Origin of the sequence: Psychrobacter sp. DD43 (assembly GCF_904846555.1) — a bacterium.
In the GTDB taxonomy this organism is placed as follows: domain Bacteria; phylum Pseudomonadota; class Gammaproteobacteria; order Pseudomonadales; family Moraxellaceae; genus Psychrobacter; species Psychrobacter cryohalolentis.
This window is the reverse complement of sequence record NZ_CAJHBE010000002.1, coordinates 92,274-112,666: the sequence shown is the minus strand read 5'-3', so window position 1 is coordinate 112,666 and position 20,393 is coordinate 92,274. Positions and strand designations below refer to the sequence as shown.

Below are 20,393 nucleotides of genomic sequence, written 5' to 3'. Positions count from 1 at the left end.
ATATTAACAGCCTTGCCTATCTCCTACCTTATCAATAACTGACTGCCACGATATCGTTAGCTCTTAGTATCATAAAACTTTTCCTTAAATCATTTTCCAAGTCATATCGTTCTCACTTAGACGATGGTAATTAAGCTGCGGATAAGCAGACAAATCAAGCGTTTGCAAATTATTCAAAGCGGTTAATAAAGCCTCATAATAAGGCTCTAACATTGCAAACTGTGCAGGCGTGGTATGCTGGATATTTAATAAACACTTATCTTCTAAATCTTGGCTGGCTTGGCGCAGTTGTGGCACGCCCGTATAACGACTGCCGCCCAATATCCGATGAGCGATTTGCGCGAGCATACTGCGATTGTGTGCCTCCCATGCTTGCGTCAATGCTTGTTTTTCCTCATTAATGGTATCAAGCATCATAATGATTAGCTTGGCAGCAAGATCTGGCTTATTGGCTGAGCGCGTCAATGCATCTTGCCAATCTAGAATATCCAAGGTATTAAATAAAGAAGCATTTAAGTTATTATCGTTTTGCAGATACACAGTACTGACTGATAGTTCATCTTTATTATCATCGAGCGTTTGAATAGAACGCGTACCAAATGCCGCCTGCCCTTGTTCTTGAAAACGCAGGTTTTCATAGCGTGGCTGCGTTTCGCGCAGGTTTTCACGTCGATAGTCTTCACGTGGTTGACTATCACGCAGATAGTCATCACGGATTTTTTTCAGTGACAGAGGTCGCTTCACTCTTTTCTCATTGCTCATCTTGATAGGTTTATAACTCTGAACCTGCTCGCTTCGAATCATTTGATAGGTAGGCGGCGCTGCATTTTTAGGCGCAGATGAGGAAGGTTGCAGCATCATATTTGGTACATTAGAACTTTGAGCGTCAATGGTTTTTGACTCTAATACTTGTAAGTCACCTGCTATGCCAAGATTTTGTGGATGCTCATCATTTTCTGCCGTTAATGGTGATGACGACGCATTACGTCCAAGCCATTTTTGTAATACTTGTAGCAGCTGCGGCTGGCTAATAGGCTTACCGACATAATCATTGATACCACTAGCGATTAATTTATCTCGCTCGTCTGCCAACCCATGTGCAGTCAGTGCAATAATGGGAATATGACTATCTGCTGCTTCAATCTTACGGATTTGTCGCGCCGCCTCATGCCCTGACATACGTGGCATTTGAATATCCATAAAGATAAGATCGATCCTATCTTTAGGTTGTGCGTTACCCTTTTCTTCTATCGTTACGTCTTCGATATGTAACGTGCTAACCGCTGATTTACTGACATCATCTCGCGTGACCGCTTTTGAGATTTGAGTTTTTTTCGACAGGCTTTGTTTTTCAGTTTTAGTAGCTTTGATATTTTTCGCTTGTTGTTTACTGATTAGCTCTATCGCATCAAATCCGTTACTGGCCGTAATAACATGAATACCAAGCTCGCTCAGCAGCGCATCAAGCACCAGTAAGTTTGGCAAATGATCGTCAACTGCCAATACGGTAACGCCTTTCCAACGTGGTTCTGCAATACCAGTAGGTACACTACGCTTTTGCGTATCTAGCATGGCATACAACTGTCTCTTGTCTAATGGCTCATACAAGATATTGGCATGGTAACGATTGAGTAGTGCTTGATCAGCGGCAACTTGATAACCAAAGACGGCCAGTTTACCTTGATAATGTAAACGGATTTGCTTAAGCAGCGCCATCATATCGTCTTGGGTATCATCATCAACGATGACCCAGTCCCAATAATTACCACGCTCTTTTAACGATTCAAGCAAGCCCGGTAATGAGTTAGCTTGGGTTAGCTTAATGGGCAAATATTGCAAGCTGGCTTTTAGGACTTGTATGGACGCGGTATGGTTAATCCAAATAAGAACATTAAATTCATCAGTCGCACTGGCTAATGGCGCTAATACGGGCAGCTCAATGGTTTGTCCTGTCGCTGCCTCTACCACATCAACATGCGCTGGCATGCGAAACCAAAATGTCGCGCCTTGATTGGAGATGTTTTCTTGCACATTGTCATAAAAACCAATATCACCGCCCATCAGCCGTGTTAATTGTTTAGAGATGACCAGACCCAATCCTGTGCCACCATATTGACGCGTGATGGATGGATCTCCTTGACTAAAGCTTTGAAAGAGCATTTTTTGATCAGACAGCGAGATGCCTTTACCACTGTCTTGCACGCTAATCATCAAATAATTGTCTTGATAGTCATCTAAGCTGACGCGCACCACCACGTCACCGCTATCAGTGAACTTAATCGCATTACCAACAATATTGGTTAGTACTTGTTTGAGGCGCAGCGCATCACCATTGATACGCATTGGCACATCGTTGTAAAACAATACCGCCATGCGCAGACCTTTTTCTGCAGACACTGGCGACAGCATATCGACCACATCATAGATAGTGTCATAAAGATCAAACTCATGGCGATCTAGTACCAACTTGCCCGCTTCGATTTTAGAGAAATCAAGCACATCATTGACCAATGCCAATAAGTGCGCAGACGATTTGCGAATGGTTTGTACATACAAGTCTTGCTCAGGATTGAGCTCACCGTGACGCGCGAGCAAATTAATAAAACCATCAATGCTATTGAGTGGCGTACGCAGCTCATGACTGATATTGGCTAAAAACGCTGATTTGGCTTGGCTGGTTGAGATTGCCGCATCACGCGCATTACGAATAGAGATGTTTTGCATCTCCATCTCATCAAAAGCAAGACGCAAATCATCTTCGGTCTGCTCCGCATGCTCTTTCAGCTCTTGGAAACTGACATATAAACGGCGTAATGTTCTCACCAAGTCTTGTTGTAATAGATTTAGCTCACCATTCGACTCAACGGGGATAGGCTGATAAAGATTATCGACGTGAGTACGCTGTAATTGCAACCGCAGCTCATAAATCGGCGCAATCCAACGTTTTGAATAAATGTTTAAACTTAGTAGTAGAATTAATAATGTAAACAAACCGGTAATTACCAATGCCATAGCGATACGATAGCGCGCAATATAAAGCGGCTCACTATCCATATCGACTAATAACCACAGTGTCTGACCCTCAAATTCACCTAGTATACTGCCGTAAGCGGTACCGATAGGAGTGGATTTTTGCGCTAAAAAACGCTCTGATGGATCGATTGCAGGCCATGCCTCTTCCGTACCATAGCCAACTGTCGCAAGTATGTCGTTGCTCTGATTGACAATAGCGATACGCTGAACATGTTGCTCTGCCCGCATACGCCTGAGTTTATCTTGGATGCCTTCTAACTTTGCAATCGCAGCTTGCGAGACTTTATTATTATTGTCATTAGCATTTTCATTATTATTTTTTGAAGTCTGTATCTTGGCAGCATCTTGCTCTAATAGCTCAGGTATTATCTCTGCAATCGTAGGTGAATAGCGGATAAGCACCGCCTCAGCCAACACTGCTTGCTCTGAATTACTGGCACGCATGGTTTCATAAAACACCAAGATACCCCCCACTGCTGCGAGTAAACAGATGGGCAAAAATACCAATATGACCAGCTGACCATAGGCACTACTGGTATCAAAACGTTTTTTGTAAGCCATACTGCGCACCCTCTCCACTACTGTTTTTGTTACTGGCATTTTAAAATGCTTTTACTGACCGCTTAGGTATCATCTATTAACGACTATATAGCTTATGATTATCTTAACAGGATTCCATTAGCCGCTGTTAGACAATCATCGATAAAGCTATCTGCGTTAAGCGCCATCAAAAACAAGATGATACAATGTCGCAAATTTTTATTTTCCATAATAAATACCTGACAGTCACGATGTATTGACTTATTATTGACGCATTTATAAAAACATGGTTATTTAACGCTTTAATACCATAATCTTATCAAATAATAAAAACGCTGCCGTTACCTCGAAGTATTGCCGAATATATAGCACTTTACTATAGCGTTAAACTACTTTAAAAATAGATACTATTAAGGATACTTTATGTCCGCTACAGCTCAGTCAAACGCCAATTTTATTACTCAAATTACTGACCTTGCTGATTGCGTCGGTCAAACGCCGTTAGTCAAATTGCAGCGCTTACCTGAACAAGAGCAGATTGACAATGGTGCTATCATGCTAGCCAAGCTTGAAGGTAATAATCCTGCTGGTTCTGTCAAAGACCGCCCTGCTTTTAATATGATTTATCAAGCGGAGCTACGCGGTGATATTAAGCCGGGTGACATGTTGATTGAGGCAACCAGTGGCAATACTGGTATTGCATTAGCCATGGTAGCGGCGATGCGTGGCTATCCGATTACCTTGTTTATGCCAAGCAACTCAACCCAAGAGCGTAAAGATGCCATGACGGCTTATGGTGCGACGCTGATTGAGGTAGAAGAAGGGATAGAAGCCGCGCGCGACATGGCATTACAAATGCAAACGGACGGTAAAGGTATTGTCTTAGATCAGTTTAATAACCCTGATAATAAACAGGCGCATTATCTGACTACAGGTCCTGAGCTGTGGGCGCAAACAGGCGGTAAAATTACCCATTTTATCAGCTCTATGGGTACCACAGGCACCATTACCGGCGTGGCACAATATCTAAAAGAACAGAATCCTAACGTCAAAATCATCGGGCTACAGCCTGATGAGGATGCAGCTATCGCTGGTATCCGCCGCTGGCCTGCCGCTTATATGCCAGGGATTTTTGATGCCGAATTAGTCGATGAGATTATGGATATCGATCAGCGCGTCGCTGAGGTTTATATGCGTAAGCTTGCTAAAACCGAAGGGATTTTTGCGGGCGTCTCATCAGGTGCAGCAGCATGGGCAGCCACACAAGTTGCTAAGGCAAATCCTGATGCCGTCATTGCCTTTATCGTCTGTGACCGTGGTGATCGTTATTTATCGACCGGCTTATATAATGTTGATGATAGCTTAGATAATGTAAACTAAGATAATTTATAAATCGCTGACAATGCCGTTTATACGGTCAGTGCGTTTAATGCAGTGTAGTAAGACAATAATCAGGTAGAAACCTCTATGTCACAAGCTTTTTCGTCTGACCCTATTTTGGTTTTTGATATTGAAACGGTTGCAGATACCGATGCTGCCCGCCGTATCTATCCGCAATTGGCTAAGCTCAATGATGCAGATACACTCAGTGCGTTAACTGCCATCCGTATACAAGAAGCCGGGCATGATTTCATGCGTTTGCCATTACAGCGCATTGTCTGTATCTCTGCTCTATATATTAAGGATGGTACTTTTTCATTATTTTCCCTTACTGCAGACAAATTTAGCGAAGAAGAGATTCTTGCCAAGTTTTTTCGCGCCTTTAATGATATTGCAAAACTGCCTAAACTGATTAGCTGGAATGGTTCAGGTTTTGACATTCCTGTACTTATTTATCGTGCCATGCAATATGATTTGGCAGCGCCTTGGTTATTTGAAGAAGGTGAGCGTATCAAAAACATGCGTTTTGATAACTATGTCAATCGCTTCCATACGCGCCATATTGACTTGATGGATCGATTTAGCCAATACGGTGCCAGCCGCCGCGAGGCTATGGATGTCGTTGCTAGCTTATATGGCTTGCCCGGTAAGACAGATGTTGATGGCAGTATGGTCGGCGAGCTTGTCAGCAATAATGACTGGCAAACGCTGTCAATATATTGCGAGTCTGATGTGATGAATACTTGGTTAATATACCTGCGTTGGCTGCGCCTGACCGGTCAGCTATCCTTACCAGATTTTGCCGTTTGGCAGCAGCAAAGCCGTGATTATTTAACCAAATTTACCCAAGTAGATGGCACGCCACGTCATCAGGCGTTTTTGAATGACTGGCTTATCAGCTAGCAATTTTAGCCAGTTGATATATTGATGAACGATACATGTAAGCGGTGATTATAGTTTTATAATCACCGCTTTTTTACTTTGTGAGCGCCTAATACCTTAGTCGCTTTATATGTTAAAATTGCTATTATTTTTAACACCTTCATTTTATAGGCAGGTTTATGCAACCCACCGATTCAAAGACGCTTACCAACGTAGATGCAACCGAACAGGCAAATGAGACGCAAACCATTACGATTCCGCCTAATAAGAAAAAATCCAAGCCATCATCAAAGACGCGTCGTCGACTAAAAGATGCTGAGCCACTCCCCTTTACTATCGATGGCTTGTCACATGATGGGCGCGGCGTTGCGGTATACGGTAATGGCTTTGGTGAAACTGACGGTCATATCACAGACAAGCATGGCAAAAAAATCTTTGTCAGCTTTGCCCTGCCTGGTGAAAGTGCGTTGGTCAAGATTACCAATAGCCGCACGAGCTTTGAAGAAGGCGATGCGGTGAGCATCACTGCCAATCCAAACCCTGAGCGCGTGGTACCGCCCTGCCCGCATTTTGGTGTTTGCGGTGGCTGTAATTTGCAGCATTGGCAGCCAGATGCACAAATTACATTTAAGCAATCTGTCCTTGCTGAGATGTTGATCCATCAAGCCAATGTGGCACCTGATCACTGGCTTGAGCCGGTAGTCGGTGATCGCCTTGGCTATCGTACCAAAGCCCGACTGGGCGTACGTTATGTGGTCAAAAAAGAAACGGCTCTGGTCGGCTTTCGCGAGCGTTCTAGTAATTTCTTAGCAGAGTTAAATGAGTGTCATATCTTAGATCCGCGTATTGGCTTTGAGATTGAAAACTTAAAAGCCCTTATTAGTACTTTAGATAGCCGTGACAAGATTGCTCAGCTTGAGTTGGCAATGGGCGAGCATTTACCAGAGCTGCCTGATGGCGATCAGCCAGTCGCGCTAATTGTGCGTAATCTTGAACCGTTATCAGATGGCGATATTGATAAGCTAAAAGTATTTTTTGCAGCACGTCATTGGCAGCTATATCTACAATCAAAGGGGGCGGATAGTATCCAACGTGTTGCCTTGAGGGATACAGATGATTTAAGCGAACAGTTTGGACGTTTGTATTATCAATTACCAGAGTATGATTTGACGTTTGAATTTATTCCTACCGATTTTACCCAAGTTAATCTGTCGGTGAATCGTCAGATGACCAAGCTTGCTTGTGACTTGCTTGATTTAAAAGCAGGTGAACGCGTTCTAGATTTATTTAGCGGTTTAGGCAATTTTAGCCTGCCTCTCGCGCGTTTGGTTGGTGAAACCGGCTCGGTCGTTGGTGTTGAAGGCAGTGAAGCTATGACTGCACGCGCCGCTGATAACGCGCGCCGTAATGGCATTAATAACACTGAGTTTTATAGCCAAGATTTGACGCATGACTGTACAGACAAACCGTGGGCTAACCAAGGGTTTGATGCGCTGCTTATCGATCCACCGCGTTCTGGCGCGTGGGAGATTATGCAATATTTGCCTAAGTTTAACGCCGAGCGGATTGTCTATGTCTCCTGTAATCCTGCTACACTTGCTCGCGATACCAAAGCATTGCTTGAACAAGGTTATCGTTTGACTCACGCTGGCGTCATGGATATGTTTTGTCATACTGGTCACGTTGAGTCCATCGCGCGCTTTGAAAAAATATCTGCTTAAACCGTATGTAATGGCAGAGTGTAGTATTAACCTATGATTTTTAGAGGCGTTAATCGCTGCAATTTAAGAATGATATCTGCGTTACTCGCATATGCGGCTAACGCTATCATTACAGAGCCTTGCTTGATTTGTCATCGCAACATGCGATAATAATAGTCACTGTTTTTATTATTTATAAAACATAGTGAGTCTAAGCGCTCATAATTCTATGCAAGATCCCTATAATTGATTTTATAGCTGCTAAAAAATGGATTTTTTAGCGGCTGTATTGATTTATAAATGACCATTTATCGATAGCAAGCTCATGTTTAGCTCTAGCATTGTAGATGGCGTTATTATCAAGTCAAAATAGCTAAGAGGAGTGGGCAATGGTAAAAATTCGTGAAGGATTACCGCTGGTAGATGGACAAACCACGCAAGCCGACAGTGCAACTTTGGCAGCGCAACTGGTCGCGAGTCAACGCTCGCACCAGTCTGCCAATAGCTATGCTCAAATCCCACTAGATATCAAGTATCAACTTGCCACTCATAAACTCCATACTACCTTTGATCGCTCTGTTAATTACGCCTACTACAGTCATGACTCAAATCTTGAAAATGACTATTTAAGGGATAAAATCCTTGATGAATCCGAGGCGTTTTCACAGCAAGAGCTTGAAGCGTTAGATTTAAATCAAATCAATATTGATGTACCTACTTGGCTTGATAATGTTGCAAAGCGTATTGGGCAAGATTCAGTACCCAATCTTAGCGCTGCCTGTGTATTCGTCCGTAATCACATGAATACCAGTGAATCGGAGCGTTCGGGCGCTTACGTGACTGGTATCGGCATGACTGATATCTTAACTTACCTTTATCAAGATGAAGATGCCCTTGTCGCTGCCATGCTCTATCGCAGTGCGCGCAAATCGATTATTAGTCTTAGCGAAATCGAAAAAAAGTTTGGCACCGATATCTCAACCTTGGTTAAAGATACCTTAGCGATGGGACAACTGTCTGAGATTATCGAAAGCAATAAGCGCTTAGAAGATCACTTCGTAAATAATCAGCGGGATCAATTATCGAATATTTATAGCATGCTGATCTCAGTGACAAACGATGTCCGAGTAGTACTGATTAAGCTTGCTGAACGCACTTTTGCTATGCGCGAGCTGACCTTTTCCAATGAAATTCGGCAAGCTCGCGTGGCGCGTGAAGTCATGACTATTTATGCGCCATTGGCACATCGCTTGGGTATTGCCCAGCTGAAATGGGAGCTTGAAGATTTAGCCTTTCGCTACCTTGCCCCTGATCGTTATAAAGAAATTGCCAAACTATTATCAGAAAAGCGTAGCGAGCGTGAGTCTTATATCCAGCGTGTACAAGATAGACTGAACGAGTCTTTAGCAGAATCTGGTATTGAAGGCGAAGTTTCAGGACGCGTGAAGCACATTTATTCTATTTATCGAAAAATGAAGCTTAAAGGATTGTCTTTTGATCAGCTGTACGATATCCGTGCGCTGCGAGTATTGGTCACCACTCCTTCAGACTGTTACCACGTGCTAGGATTGGTACACGGGTTATGGCGTTATATTCCTGAGCAATTTGACGATTATATTACCAATCCAAAATCTAACGGTTATCGCTCACTCCATACTGCGGTCATCGCTGAAAACAAATCGCTTGAAGTACAGATTCGTACTCAAGAGATGCATTTTGAAGCTGAGCTTGGCATGTGTGCCCATGTCAACTACAAAGAAGGGCTCAAAAATAAAAAGGACAATTACCTTAATCAGCGAATCAGTTCTTTACGTCAATTGCTGTCTATCAATAATCAGCCGCGCTCATCTTTATCAACCGGTGATGAATTAGAGGAAGTTGAATATGATGAAGAAGAGCAATTGGTTGATTTTGATGAACTCGAACGTATTTACATATTTAGTCGTGATGGCGATATTACGGAGTTGCCAAAAGGCGCGACTGTGCTGGATTTTGCCTATTATGTTCATACGCAGGTCGGTAACCGCGCCCAAGCAGCGCGGGTCAATCAGCGTTATGTACCACTAACTTATCAGCTCAAAACGGGCGAGCAAGTTGAGATTATCACCAAATCTTCACGTGAGCCCAATCGCGACTGGCTAGTGGCTTCACTAGGCTATATTCATACCAATCGTGCCCGCTCAAAACTGCGTCAATGGTTTAACAAACAAGATCGCGATAAGAATATCGAAATCGGGCGTCAGATGCTCAGTAAAGAGCTTGAACGTCTATCGGTACATCCGAACAGCATCGATTTAAACGATTATACGCAACATTTTAATGTCAACAATACCGACGATATTGTGGTTGGTTTGGTGACGGGAGAAATTGGTCTAAATCAGCTTACCAGTCATATCTCTCGTCAGCTGCATCTAGAGCCTGAAAGATCTGAAGAAGATTTTGCCCCTATTATCGATAAAAGAGATTCAGGTAAGCTTGATGCTTACAAAATCCAAATCGATGGCTTGGATAATATCGAAGTTGGTTTGGCAGGCTGCTGTCACCCTGTGCACGGTGAGCCTATCGCGGGCTACATTACTTTATCGCGTGGTGTCAGTGTCCACAATCGCGGTTGCCCTGAATATCTGCGCCTGATTGAACGTGATCCTGAACGCGAAATCAAGGCAGCTTGGAAAATTAAATCTGGTCGCTATCAGCCGGTTGATATTCATATAGAAGCCTATGATAGGCGGGGTTTATTACGCGATTTAACCCAAATTATTGATAAAGAAAACGTCAATATTCGTCAAGTTCAAACTCTGAGCAATGATGATAATATTGCCTTTTTAAAGTTTCATATTGAAGTGTCGGGGCTGGCACATTTATCCAAGTTACTTGCTAAGCTTGAACAGCAGCATGGTATCTTACATGCTCGCCGCGCTGTTGCCTGATAATACCTTTAATTCTTAATAGAGATTTTATAAAATATTATGCCTGAGTTACCAGAAGTAGAAACGACAAAAACCAGTCTGACGCCTTTATTAGGACAAAAAGTCACCAACGTACAAGTCTTTCAACCAAAGCTGCGTTGGTCGATGCCTGATAATTTAGCAGATTTGATTGATTATACATTGGACAGCGTTGAGCGACGGGCAAAGTATTTAATCCTCAATTTTATACCGCTAGCTGATGATGGCATTTCATCTTCTGTTGAACCTAGGAATTTACAGCCGAGACAGCTTTTGGTTCATCTTGGGATGTCAGGTAGCTTGCAACAACACAGTCACGCAAGCCATAAGCGCAAACATGATCATTTGGTTATGAGTTTTATCGGCGCTGACGATACTCAAACTCAGCTACATTATTATGACCCCAGACGCTTCGGCTCTATCTTATGGCTTGAGGATTACGGGGATAAACTACTAAACCATTTAGGACCTGAGCCATTATCAGATGCGTTCACAGCAGAGTATTTGTATTATCTTATCCAACGTAGTGAACAATCCATCCAGACTCAAAACAGCAAATCGTTTAAAAAGCAGCCTATCAAACGAGCCATCAAGTCAGTTATTATGGAGCAGCAAGCTGTGGTCGGCGTTGGTAATATCTATGCCACTGAGAGCTTATACCTCTCAGGCATCCATCCTGCTACTCCAGCGAATAAGATATCATATGACCAAATAGTAATTTTAGTCGCCCATATCAAAACGATTTTACAGAAAGCTATCAAGCTAGGTGGTTCAACACTACGTGATTTTACGGTTGCTGATGGTCAAACAGGTTATTTCCAGCAGACCTTGAATGTCTATGGTAGACAAGGTGAAACTTGTCCGCACTGTGATTCAGTTTTAGAGAATATCAAGCTCAATGGACGTGCCAGTGTCTACTGCCCTGCTTGTCAGCCAATTAATTAGATTCTAGATTTTCCAATATTAATTTTTTTTCAATATTTACTTAAATAGACCAGTTCGGCGCTCTTTAACTACTGGTCATTAAAATAGAGCAATTCATAAACATATCCTTATATGCTGCGCATTTTTGTTGCTTATTAGCCTATATATTGCTTTAATAGTGCTAGCACTTACATAAATAGTGCAAACCATTTATTTGACCGTAATATATACGCTATCTGTCGTTGCCGCAATATTTCTATTTCTATGGAAAAATAGCAGCAGCTATTTACCATACTACTTATGAGTTTTAGGACATCATTATGATTGCTCAGGCTAACACCAAACGCACCGTAAAATATACGCTATCAACTATATTGATAAGTGCCAGCTTAGCTTTTGCAAGTATGCAGCCCGCTTTAGCAGCGATAGAGATTGATGAAACAGATTTTGGTCCCTCTTATGAGACCATGGCTGTAGATACCGTTGTCGGCAAGCCATTACAGTTGATAGCAGCTGTCGCAGGTACAGCCGCTTACATCGTCAGTTTGCCCTTCTCTTTGATCGGCGGTAATGCTGACCAAGCACAGCAGAAGCTCTTTGTTGAACCATGGAATGCCATGAGTCGCTGCTTAGGCTGTACGGTTGCTGAAGACAACTATTACAAATCGCAAATCGTTGATAATAACGTTGTGCGTATCGTCGTTGATCAACCATCAGAGATTATTATTAATACCAATGACTATGTTGTCGTTAGACCCTAAACATAACTACCATTAAGTAATTATAAGAAATCCAATAAAAAGAGGCTAACATGACGTTAGCCTTTTTTATTTTTTAATCTGAAGGTCAGTAAAATGTGTTTACTTATTAATATTGCCAAGCTTGGCGCTAATTTCACGAAGCAATTGCACTTCTTCTGATGGCTCTTCTATCGCTTCTTCTACCTCATCTGCACGGCGCAATCTATTGACCATTTTTACCATCATAAAAATAATAAACGCCAAGATTAGAAAGTTAATCAGTACGGTAATGAAACTACCATAAGCCAATACAGGAATACCAGCAGCTTTGAGGGCATCATAGTTTCTTGCCACGCCTTCGGGCGCATCACCCAGTATCAAAAACATATTCTTGAAATTAATTTCGCCGCCGACGATAAAAGCAACAATGGGCATGATCACGTCCTCTACTAAAGACGTTGTGATTGTAGCGAATGCTCCACCGATGATCACACCAACGGCCAGATCCATCACATTACCTTTTAAAGCAAATTCTTTAAACTCAGATACCATACTCATGTTTTATCTCCTCAAAAATCTTATTGACCATAAGATAAGCGTATAAATGATGCATCCAACTTGGGATTTTAATAATAACCGTAATATTACTCGTTTTTTTAGTAAGTGATATCCAACTATTGTCTTTTTATTCTATGTAAAATGCAACACAAAAAAAAGCAGCATGGAATAGTTGATATATCACTATTCTATGCTGCTCACTAGATATCTTTAATGCGGAACCAAATAATGGATAACCACTATTTATTGTTCAATATTACGCACCTTTCTTACGACCATAACGTTTACGCTCACTTTCAGTCAAGTAGCGTTTACGAATACGTATCGCTTTTGGCGTTACTTCTACCAATTCATCATCTTGGATGAATTCAAGTGCTTGCTCAAGCGTAAACTTAACCGCTGGAGTCAGTGTCAATGCTTCATCAGTACCACTAGCACGTACGTTGGTTAACTGCTTACCAGTCGTCGGGTTCACTGCCATGTCATCATTACGTGAGTTAAGACCAATAATCATACCTTCGTAAACTTCAAGCTGTGGCTCAGCAAATAATTTACCGCGTTTTTGTAGGTTAAATAAAGCAAAACCTAAGCAAACACCTTTCGCCATAGAAACCAAGACACCGTTTGAGCGAGCACCAACCTCACCAACTTTCTGTGGACCATAATGTGAAAAGCTTGAAGTCATGATACCTGTACCTGAAGTCAGGGTTAAGAACTCAGAGCGGAAACCAATCAAACCACGGGCAGGCATTGTCGCTTCGATACGCATACGACCTTTACCATCAAGCTCCATATTGGTCATCTCGCCTTTACGCAAGCCAACCTGCTCCATGATAGGACCTTGATGCGCATCTTCGATATCGAAGACAACATTTTCATACGGCTCTTGTAGCTTACCATCCACTTCTTTGACGATAACTTCTGGACCCGAAACGCCCATCTCGAAACCTTCACGGCGCATGTTTTCGATCAATACAGATAAATGCAGCTCACCACGACCTGATACTTTAAATTTATCAGGAGATTCTGTATCTTCTACACGTAATGCTACGTTATGAATCAATTCACGCTCAAGACGCTCACGAATATTACGTGAGGTCACAAACTTACCATCACGACCAGCAAAAGGTGAGTTATTTACTTGGAAGTTCATAGAAACGGTAGGTTCATCAACCGTTAATGCTGGTAATGCTTCGACAGCACTAGGATCACAAATCGTATCTGAGATATTAAGCGAATCAATACCAGTAATACAAACGATGTCACCAGCTTGTGCATCTTCAACATCAATACGGTCAAGACCATGATAACCCATAATTTTCAAAATACGGCCATTACGGGTATTGCCATTTTTATCAATGACAGTTACTTGTGTATTGGTTTTTACTTTACCACGCTGAATACGACCAATACCGATAACACCAACGAAACTATTGTAGTCAAGACTTGAGATTTGCATACGGAACGGTGCATCTGCATCAACCTGTGGAGCCTGTACAACATCAACGATAGTTTTGAAAAGTGGCGTCATATCATCAGCTAAATCATCAGCTTCTAAACCTGCAATACCATTCAATGCTGAGGCATATACTACTGGGAAATCTAACTGCTCATCAGTCGCCCCAAGGTTATCGAACAAATCAAAAATTTGATCCATTACCCAATCAGGACGTGAACCAGGACGGTCAATTTTGTTGATAACAACAATAGGCTTTAGACCTTGCTCGAACGCTTTTTGCGTTACGAAACGAGTTTGTGGCATTGGACCATCAACAGCATCAACCACTAGAAGTACGCAGTCAACCATAGACATTACACGTTCAACTTCACCACCGAAATCGGCGTGACCTGGGGTATCCACAATATTAATACGATACTCAGTACCGTCAGTGTTATCTGTCCAACGAATGGCTGTATTTTTCGCCAAAATAGTAATACCACGTTCTTGCTCAATATCACCTGAATCCATTGCACGCTCAGCAATATTTGCACGGTCGCCAAAAGTACCAGACTGATGTAATAGCTTATCAACCAAAGTTGTTTTACCGTGATCAACGTGGGCAATAATTGCAATGTTACGCAGGTGTTTGATATCGTTCGCCATATAAAATGCTCGTTTCGTCTTAAAAAAATGCAGTAGCAGTAAGCACCGCTGGATAAACTTTTGCCATTAACCAGATAAGTAGTATTACGCTATGATTAAGTAACCATACAATAGGTACAGCTAGATAATTAATAGAAGTAAAACAAAGACTTATGGTGATGAATCCATCGTACAGATAGCTATGCTAATGTACACTTTGTCAATTTACAAAGTGTTTGGGTGGCTAGTATAGCATTATTAAATCATAAATTTATGTAATAACTTACTTTTCTCGATACATAAATAAAAAAAAGCCACCCATTGGATGACTTTTTTTGTAACTAATTAGCTTATTACATAATTAGTAGCTAGTACTTATTGAACAACCATATCTTTAGTTTGTTCAACAGTCATTGTTTTGTCACCAGTGATGATGGCATAAACACGACGGTTCATAGCACGACCTTCTTCAGTGTTGTTGTCAGCGATTGGTTGATCATAACCATAACCAACAGTTGATAGACGGTTTGGAGCAATACCAAATTCGTTAGTCAACATAGATTTCACAGCAACAGCACGGGCTTCAGACAGACGTTGGTTATAACGTGCTGATGGACCAGTTTTAGAAGCATGACCTTCAACACGAGCGGTAGAGTTAGGATACTCGCGCATCTTCTCTGCTACTTTAGCGATTTCAGGTTTGTACTGAGTTTTGATAGCTGATTTATCGTTATCAAAGAATACACGTAGTTCCATTTTCAATTCATCAGTAATATCTACTGGTACTGGGCAACCGCGCTCATCTACAACAACATTCATTGGAGTGCCTGGGCAAGCATCGATGCTATCAGGTACGCCATCGCCGTCTGAATCAAGATCAGATTCAACAACAACGATTGGTGGAGTCTGAACATTAGGCTCTTGCATCGGTGGAACAGCTACTGCTGGTGCTAAGTGACCACCTAGTACTACTTCTAGACCGGCCAAAGCCATGCCTTCCCACCAGTTTTCATCAAAGTTATGAATCGCACGAGCTTCACCACGTAGGCTTAAAGCATCGTTGATACGGTACATAGCACCTAAACCTAGGTTACCGATAGTATCTTTAGAACCAGTTACAAAAGCACCTGATGCATCTTCAACTTCAATCTTAGAACGACCAGCACCGACCAATACATATGGCTTTAATGCGTTATCAGTATAACCAGTAAATTCTTCAGTACCGATCAAGAAGTTACCAGAAATCATTTCTTGCTCAGCATCTAAAGATGGGTTGCCAAGACGTGAAATTGCATCAGTGTTTGATACACCGTATTCTACTTGGAACTGAGTAGAAGGAGTCAGTTCAACACCTAGTGCAGCACCAGTATAAAGACCATTTTCTTTATAAAAGCTATCACCGTTAGCTGCGCCCATAGTCGAAAGCTGCTCTTCATCAGCACCTTCGCTATAATGATAACCAAGTAGTAATGGGCTGATAGTTACGCCAGCGTTAGCTGCTAGTGGGGCTGCTGTGATGGCAAACAAAGCCAAAGCAATTTTATTTAATTTCATGAAACTTCCTCCAAAGGATAATTTTAGTAGTGCATTAAGCAAAACTATTGCTCAAAAACAAACATCATTTACGAACTTAAAATTACAAAGCAAAACCAATTAAGACGTAGCTTAGCGATTATCAATTCAGTTTACAACTTTTTTCGTAAACCAGCTACACATTATTACACGATAATGTCATAACTAAAACACATTAGCCCGCTTAACTTACTGAGAGCTAACACACTTTACACTCTTTATCTTTTGTATGTTAGGTCGCAATAGATGATGAAACGATTCCTACCTATTGTTGCAACTCATTTTAATACAAGTAGTTAATTTTCTCTATTATTAAAAGCATCTATTCACGAATTGAAACATTCTTTGACAGTAGACATATATTTGGTTTATATTTACAATTGTAGAAACAAACAATATTCTACTTATTCCATTTAATAGCTTTCTTTGCTATTCACTATATTAGTAATGCAACTTGATAAAACAAATGATGACACGAACAATAGATTTAAAAACTCAATAAACAGTTAAAACCATCTTAGCTATCCCTTTCATACAGGTAGCAGTCCATTATGGCTATATCCTATAGAATACTTTCAATATGCTCGAAGGGTTTTAGACGGCATAATGAGCATGGGTTTAATTTAGTAGAATTAATCGTAACCATTGCTATCTTAGCTATTATATTAATGATTGCCACACCTTATATTTTGACTCAGTTGGCAAGTATGGAAGCCAGACGTATTGCAAGCCAAATAGACACTACCTTGACTTTGGCAAAAGCTGAGAGTCATATTAGAAGACAAGATTTACTGGTTTGCTTATCTAATGGGGGTGGTCTTTGCCATAGAGACAGCTTTCAAAAGTTATTATTATTCTCGGATAAAAATAATAATAACAATTTTGATGTTGGTATTGATGATTTATTAGAAGACCAAGCGCTGAACCCAAAATACAGTACTTTATATTTACGGGTCGGTAATAACCGTCACTACACTAAATTTTGGGGCGATAGCGGCAGTCCTCGTGGGCATTTCGGACATATTAAATACTGTCCAACCTCAACCTATAATCACATCATGTACCAAATCTCTTTTAATCAGACAGGCGGTATTACCTACAAACCTAACGAAAACCATCCGACCGGATGTGGTACATAATGATATATCAATATAAGCTAAGAATAAACTGTCGTAGCTATCGGTGCATCGCTGTTTTCATCATAATAACCGCTTGCTCTATCCCCACGAATAGCGCATCCGCTATCAAAGCATGACCAATATTTAGCTCATATATACCGTCAATTTGGGCAATCGCATGAACATTGTCACGTGTTAGACCGTGACCAGCATTGACCAACAGCTTACTATCAACTCGTTTAGCGGTAACCACTGCATTTTTAATACGTTCAAGCTCTACATTTACCCTATCTGTGTTACCTGCCAGACCTGCTTCAGCGTAAGAACCTGTGTGTAATTCGATTGCGTCAGCGCTACAATTAACTGCTGCCTCGATCTGCTTATCTTCTGGATCAATAAACAAAGAGACTTTAATACCTGCTGCTTGTAACTGACTGACATAATCTGTCAATGAAGCTAACTGCCCTGCCACATCAAGCCCCCCTTCTGTAGTCAGTTCAGCACGTTTTTCCGGCACTAGGCATACCCAATATGGTTTGACTTGACAGGCTATTTCTAGCATCTCAGTCGTTGCTGCCATCTCTAGATTCATTCTCGTAGTCAGCTGCCCTGCCATCTCATATACATCGGCATCTTGAATATGACGGCGATCTTCACGTAAATGAATAGTGATACCGTCAGCACCTGCTTTCTCACACAAAAGAGCTGCAGCTAGTGGGCTTGGATAGCTCACACCGCGTGCTTGACGTAAGGTTGCCACATGGTCAACGTTGACACCTAAGAGTGGTTTTTTTGAAGTATTTTGTGGATTTTGCTCTAATGTAGTAGTCGGCAAAATCTGCGCTGTATCCGTCATAAAAAATCCTTTTATTAATAGTTAGATTATTTACTAAAAATAGCTTATTGATGATAAGTAGTTGTGAACATATTCTATTGTTAAGTACGCTTTATAGTTGATAACGCTGTTGCTGCTGCCAAAGTAGACGACTTTGCAGCGGTTGATAATCGAGCATATGATCAATCAACTGCCGATGTAAACGCGACCATGCGTTCAGAGTACTAACGGACAACCCTTGCTCTACCATTATCAAAATATCATTCCCTTTAAAAACCGTATGACCAACCATACTTTCGCCATCTTCTGTATGCAAAGTCGGCACTAAGCCCATATCGGGTAAGAATCGGTAAACCTGTTCAGGCTCAATAGGGTTTTCAAGGCTGTCTTGATGTAACGTCAGTGAAAATCCCAACTCATCAAATAGATAGCTTTCAAACTGGCGTAAGCACAGACGTAGCTCGTCAGCGGTTAGAGGTTTTTTGAGCGCATCTAGGCTGTTTTGATAATGTTGCCATAATATGGGCATAGGATCTTCAGTAGGCAACAATCGCCACAATATCTCATTCAAATACAAGGCTGCATATTGATGCTGACCTGTAATGCTTTCTTGATGTCGTATATCCACATTTGCGGCATCGTCATCTTGGACAGCTTGTGTATGGACTGAACTAAAAGAGGCTATATTGATTTGACTGAATGTTTTGAGATCACGTTTGCCAGTAGCAAAGAGTTGTAAAGGCATAAATAGTGGCGCGCCTTTTTTACCAATACCATGTATCACCCCGTGTTGCTGAGAAAATAAATAATATAAAGCGCGCTTTTCTTGATAAGGGCGCTGATGTAATAAATAACCGATTAACGCTTCGTTACGCATGATTATTACCTCAGCTATAGTTCACTCAATATAAAAGAGAGTCGCTATTAATATTTTTAATAGCCTAAACTGGTCAAGGCTCGCTCGTCATCCGACCAACCGCGCTTAACTTTTACCCACAGCGTTAACATGATTTTTTTATCAAACAGCTGCTCCATATCTTTACGCGCGTCCATACCGACTTGTTTGATACGTTGCCCTTTGTCACCAATCACAATCGCTTTTTGCCCGCTACGTTCAACATAAATAGTGGCATCGATAAAGGTACAGGCTTTACGTGGACGACCAGTTTTTGGGTCAGTATGAGCCGCTTCATCTTTAAAGCCGTCAATTTGTACCGTTAAATCGTAAGGTACTTCATCACCGGCACTGCGCATGATTTTTTCACGAATAATTTCACTGGCTAAGAAACGCTCTGAGCGATCGGTGATTTGTTCTGTATCATAAATTGGCGCTGCGACTGGCAAATGTGATGCGATCACTTCTTGCAGACGATCTAAGTTTTGATTCTTTAATGCAGAAACTGGGACGATATCAGCAAAATCAAAGCTGTCGTTAAAGGTTTCCATTAACGGTAAAACGCTGCCTTTATCTTTTAAGGTATCGGCTTTATTAATCACTAAAACCACATTTAAATTGGTATCACCAAGCTTCTGTAGAACCAGTAAATCATCGTCACGCCATTGATCAGAATCAACGACAAACAATACTAAGTCAACATCTACCAATGCAGAGACGGCCGCTTTATTCATGCGTTCATTGATAGCACGTACTTCGTTGCGGTGAATGCCGGGGGTATCAACAAATACTGCCTGCATCTCATCATTAGACAAGATACCGTGGATACGATGACGCGTCGTTTGTGGTTTACGTGAGGTGATGGACAGCTTTTGACCCAATAAATGGTTCATCAGCGTTGATTTGCCGACATTTGGACGACCAACAATGGCGACGTAGCCAGTTTTAAAGCCTTCAGCAGCAAGCGCGCCATTATTTGGTGAAAAGAAATCTTCGATTGCTGAATCGTTATCTACTGCATTGCTTTCTGTTTCGTTGATTTCTACTTCACTCATGTCTACTGTATTGTTTGTACTTGTATTTAGGTCAGTATTTTCGGTCATATTTGTGGCATTATCTTCATTGTTTAATGGCAAGTCAGTGTGATTGCTCATAGGGTAATCCTGTGGGGTTTGTCATCAGTTA

14 protein-coding genes are annotated in these 20,393 nt (G+C 41.5%); 7 read left to right on the top strand and 7 right to left on the bottom strand.

Annotated elements, in window-relative coordinates; all coding sequences use genetic code 11:
* Positions 1-84: 84 nt before the first annotated feature.
* Positions 85-3,594, bottom strand: coding sequence for an ATP-binding protein (locus JMX89_RS01605; protein WP_201550589.1), 3,510 nt, complete (start codon positions 3,592-3,594; stop codon positions 85-87).
* Positions 3,595-3,996: 402 nt separating this feature from the next.
* On the opposite strand from JMX89_RS01605, the gene cysM reads away from it, so the two are divergent.
* The 6 genes from cysM (at position 3,997) to JMX89_RS01575 (ending at position 12,168) form a co-directional block, all read left to right on the top strand.
* Positions 3,997-4,953 carry a cysteine synthase CysM gene (gene cysM / locus JMX89_RS01600; protein ID WP_201530798.1) on the top strand — a complete coding sequence of 319 codons (957 nt, stop codon included), beginning with the start codon at positions 3,997-3,999 and terminating at the stop codon, positions 4,951-4,953.
* Between the two features lie 87 nt (positions 4,954-5,040).
* Positions 5,041-5,856 (top strand): 3'-5' exonuclease, encoded by an 816-nt coding sequence (locus JMX89_RS01595; RefSeq protein WP_201530800.1) that lies wholly within the window; start codon positions 5,041-5,043, stop codon positions 5,854-5,856.
* A gap of 158 nt (positions 5,857-6,014) precedes the next feature.
* Entirely contained in the window at positions 6,015-7,556 is a 1,542-nt protein-coding gene (rlmD, locus tag JMX89_RS01590; RefSeq protein WP_201530802.1) for a 23S rRNA (uracil(1939)-C(5))-methyltransferase RlmD, read from the top strand.
* A gap of 368 nt (positions 7,557-7,924) precedes the next feature.
* Positions 7,925-10,465, top strand: a complete 2,541-nt coding sequence (locus tag JMX89_RS01585; protein WP_201530804.1) for a RelA/SpoT family protein — start codon at positions 7,925-7,927, stop codon at positions 10,463-10,465.
* 39 nt (positions 10,466-10,504) lie between these two features.
* A complete protein-coding gene (gene mutM / locus JMX89_RS01580) occupies positions 10,505-11,428 on the top strand; it encodes a bifunctional DNA-formamidopyrimidine glycosylase/DNA-(apurinic or apyrimidinic site) lyase (RefSeq protein ID WP_133103756.1) in 924 nt (307 codons plus the stop codon).
* Positions 11,429-11,727: 299 nt separating this feature from the next.
* Positions 11,728-12,168 carry a hypothetical protein gene (locus JMX89_RS01575; RefSeq protein ID WP_201530806.1) on the top strand — a complete coding sequence of 147 codons (441 nt, stop codon included), beginning with the start codon at positions 11,728-11,730 and terminating at the stop codon, positions 12,166-12,168.
* A 99-nt stretch (positions 12,169-12,267) separates the two neighbouring features.
* Here the strand turns inward: JMX89_RS01575 and mscL are convergent, their stop codons facing one another.
* The 3 genes from mscL to JMX89_RS01560 form a co-directional block, all read right to left on the bottom strand.
* Entirely contained in the window at positions 12,268-12,705 is a 438-nt protein-coding gene (gene mscL, locus JMX89_RS01570; protein WP_201530808.1) for a large conductance mechanosensitive channel protein MscL, read from the bottom strand.
* A 256-nt stretch (positions 12,706-12,961) separates the two neighbouring features.
* Positions 12,962-14,809, bottom strand: coding sequence for a translational GTPase TypA (gene typA / locus JMX89_RS01565; protein WP_011512742.1), 1,848 nt, complete (start codon positions 14,807-14,809; stop codon positions 12,962-12,964).
* 354 nt (positions 14,810-15,163) lie between these two features.
* Positions 15,164-16,342, bottom strand: a complete 1,179-nt coding sequence (locus JMX89_RS01560) for an OmpA family protein (protein WP_201550587.1) — start codon at positions 16,340-16,342, stop codon at positions 15,164-15,166.
* A gap of 569 nt (positions 16,343-16,911) precedes the next feature.
* Between JMX89_RS01560 and JMX89_RS01555 the strand changes: the two genes are divergently transcribed.
* Complete coding sequence (locus JMX89_RS01555) at positions 16,912-17,499, top strand: prepilin-type N-terminal cleavage/methylation domain-containing protein (RefSeq protein WP_201550585.1); 588 nt, start codon at positions 16,912-16,914, stop codon at positions 17,497-17,499.
* 37 nt (positions 17,500-17,536) lie between these two features.
* Here JMX89_RS01555 and JMX89_RS01550 read toward each other — a convergent pair whose 3' ends face one another.
* The 3 genes from JMX89_RS01550 to era all read right to left on the bottom strand — a co-directional run bounded on the left by JMX89_RS01550 (position 17,537) and on the right by era (position 20,263).
* Complete coding sequence (locus JMX89_RS01550; RefSeq protein ID WP_201550584.1) at positions 17,537-18,334, bottom strand: pyridoxine 5'-phosphate synthase; 798 nt, start codon at positions 18,332-18,334, stop codon at positions 17,537-17,539.
* 91 nt (positions 18,335-18,425) lie between these two features.
* Complete coding sequence (gene recO, locus JMX89_RS01545; protein ID WP_133103762.1) at positions 18,426-19,190, bottom strand: DNA repair protein RecO; 765 nt, start codon at positions 19,188-19,190, stop codon at positions 18,426-18,428.
* A 56-nt stretch (positions 19,191-19,246) separates the two neighbouring features.
* The gene (gene era, locus JMX89_RS01540; RefSeq protein WP_413786904.1) at positions 19,247-20,263 is read right to left on the bottom strand and encodes a GTPase Era; all 1,017 of its coding nucleotides are present in this window, start codon (positions 20,261-20,263) and stop codon (positions 19,247-19,249) included.
* Between the last annotated feature and the right edge of the window lie 130 nt (positions 20,264-20,393).

Excerpts from the sequence above, each read along its gene's own strand:
- cysM (WP_201530798.1), top strand. The coding sequence starts at position 3,997 with ATGTCCGCTACAGCTCAGTCAAACGCCAATTTTATTACTCAAATTACT.
- rlmD (WP_201530802.1), top strand. The coding sequence starts at position 6,015 with ATGCAACCCACCGATTCAAAGACGCTTACCAACGTAGATGCAACCGAA.
- JMX89_RS01575 (WP_201530806.1), top strand. The coding sequence starts at position 11,728 with ATGATTGCTCAGGCTAACACCAAACGCACCGTAAAATATACGCTATCA.
- mscL (WP_201530808.1), bottom strand. The coding sequence starts at position 12,705 with ATGAGTATGGTATCTGAGTTTAAAGAATTTGCTTTAAAAGGTAATGTG.
- JMX89_RS01550 (WP_201550584.1), bottom strand. The coding sequence starts at position 18,334 with ATGACGGATACAGCGCAGATTTTGCCGACTACTACATTAGAGCAAAAT.
- JMX89_RS01585 (WP_201530804.1), top strand. The coding sequence starts at position 7,925 with ATGGTAAAAATTCGTGAAGGATTACCGCTGGTAGATGGACAAACCACG.
- era (WP_413786904.1), bottom strand. The coding sequence starts at position 20,263 with ATGAGTGAAGTAGAAATCAACGAAACAGAAAGCAATGCAGTAGATAAC.
- JMX89_RS01555 (WP_201550585.1), top strand. The coding sequence starts at position 16,912 with ATGGCTATATCCTATAGAATACTTTCAATATGCTCGAAGGGTTTTAGA.
- JMX89_RS01560 (WP_201550587.1), bottom strand. The coding sequence starts at position 16,342 with ATGAAATTAAATAAAATTGCTTTGGCTTTGTTTGCCATCACAGCAGCC.
- JMX89_RS01595 (WP_201530800.1), top strand. The coding sequence starts at position 5,041 with ATGTCACAAGCTTTTTCGTCTGACCCTATTTTGGTTTTTGATATTGAA.
- JMX89_RS01605 (WP_201550589.1), bottom strand. The coding sequence starts at position 3,594 with ATGGCTTACAAAAAACGTTTTGATACCAGTAGTGCCTATGGTCAGCTG.
- recO (WP_133103762.1), bottom strand. The coding sequence starts at position 19,190 with ATGCGTAACGAAGCGTTAATCGGTTATTTATTACATCAGCGCCCTTAT.
- typA (WP_011512742.1), bottom strand. The coding sequence starts at position 14,809 with ATGGCGAACGATATCAAACACCTGCGTAACATTGCAATTATTGCCCAC.
- mutM (WP_133103756.1), top strand. The coding sequence starts at position 10,505 with ATGCCTGAGTTACCAGAAGTAGAAACGACAAAAACCAGTCTGACGCCT.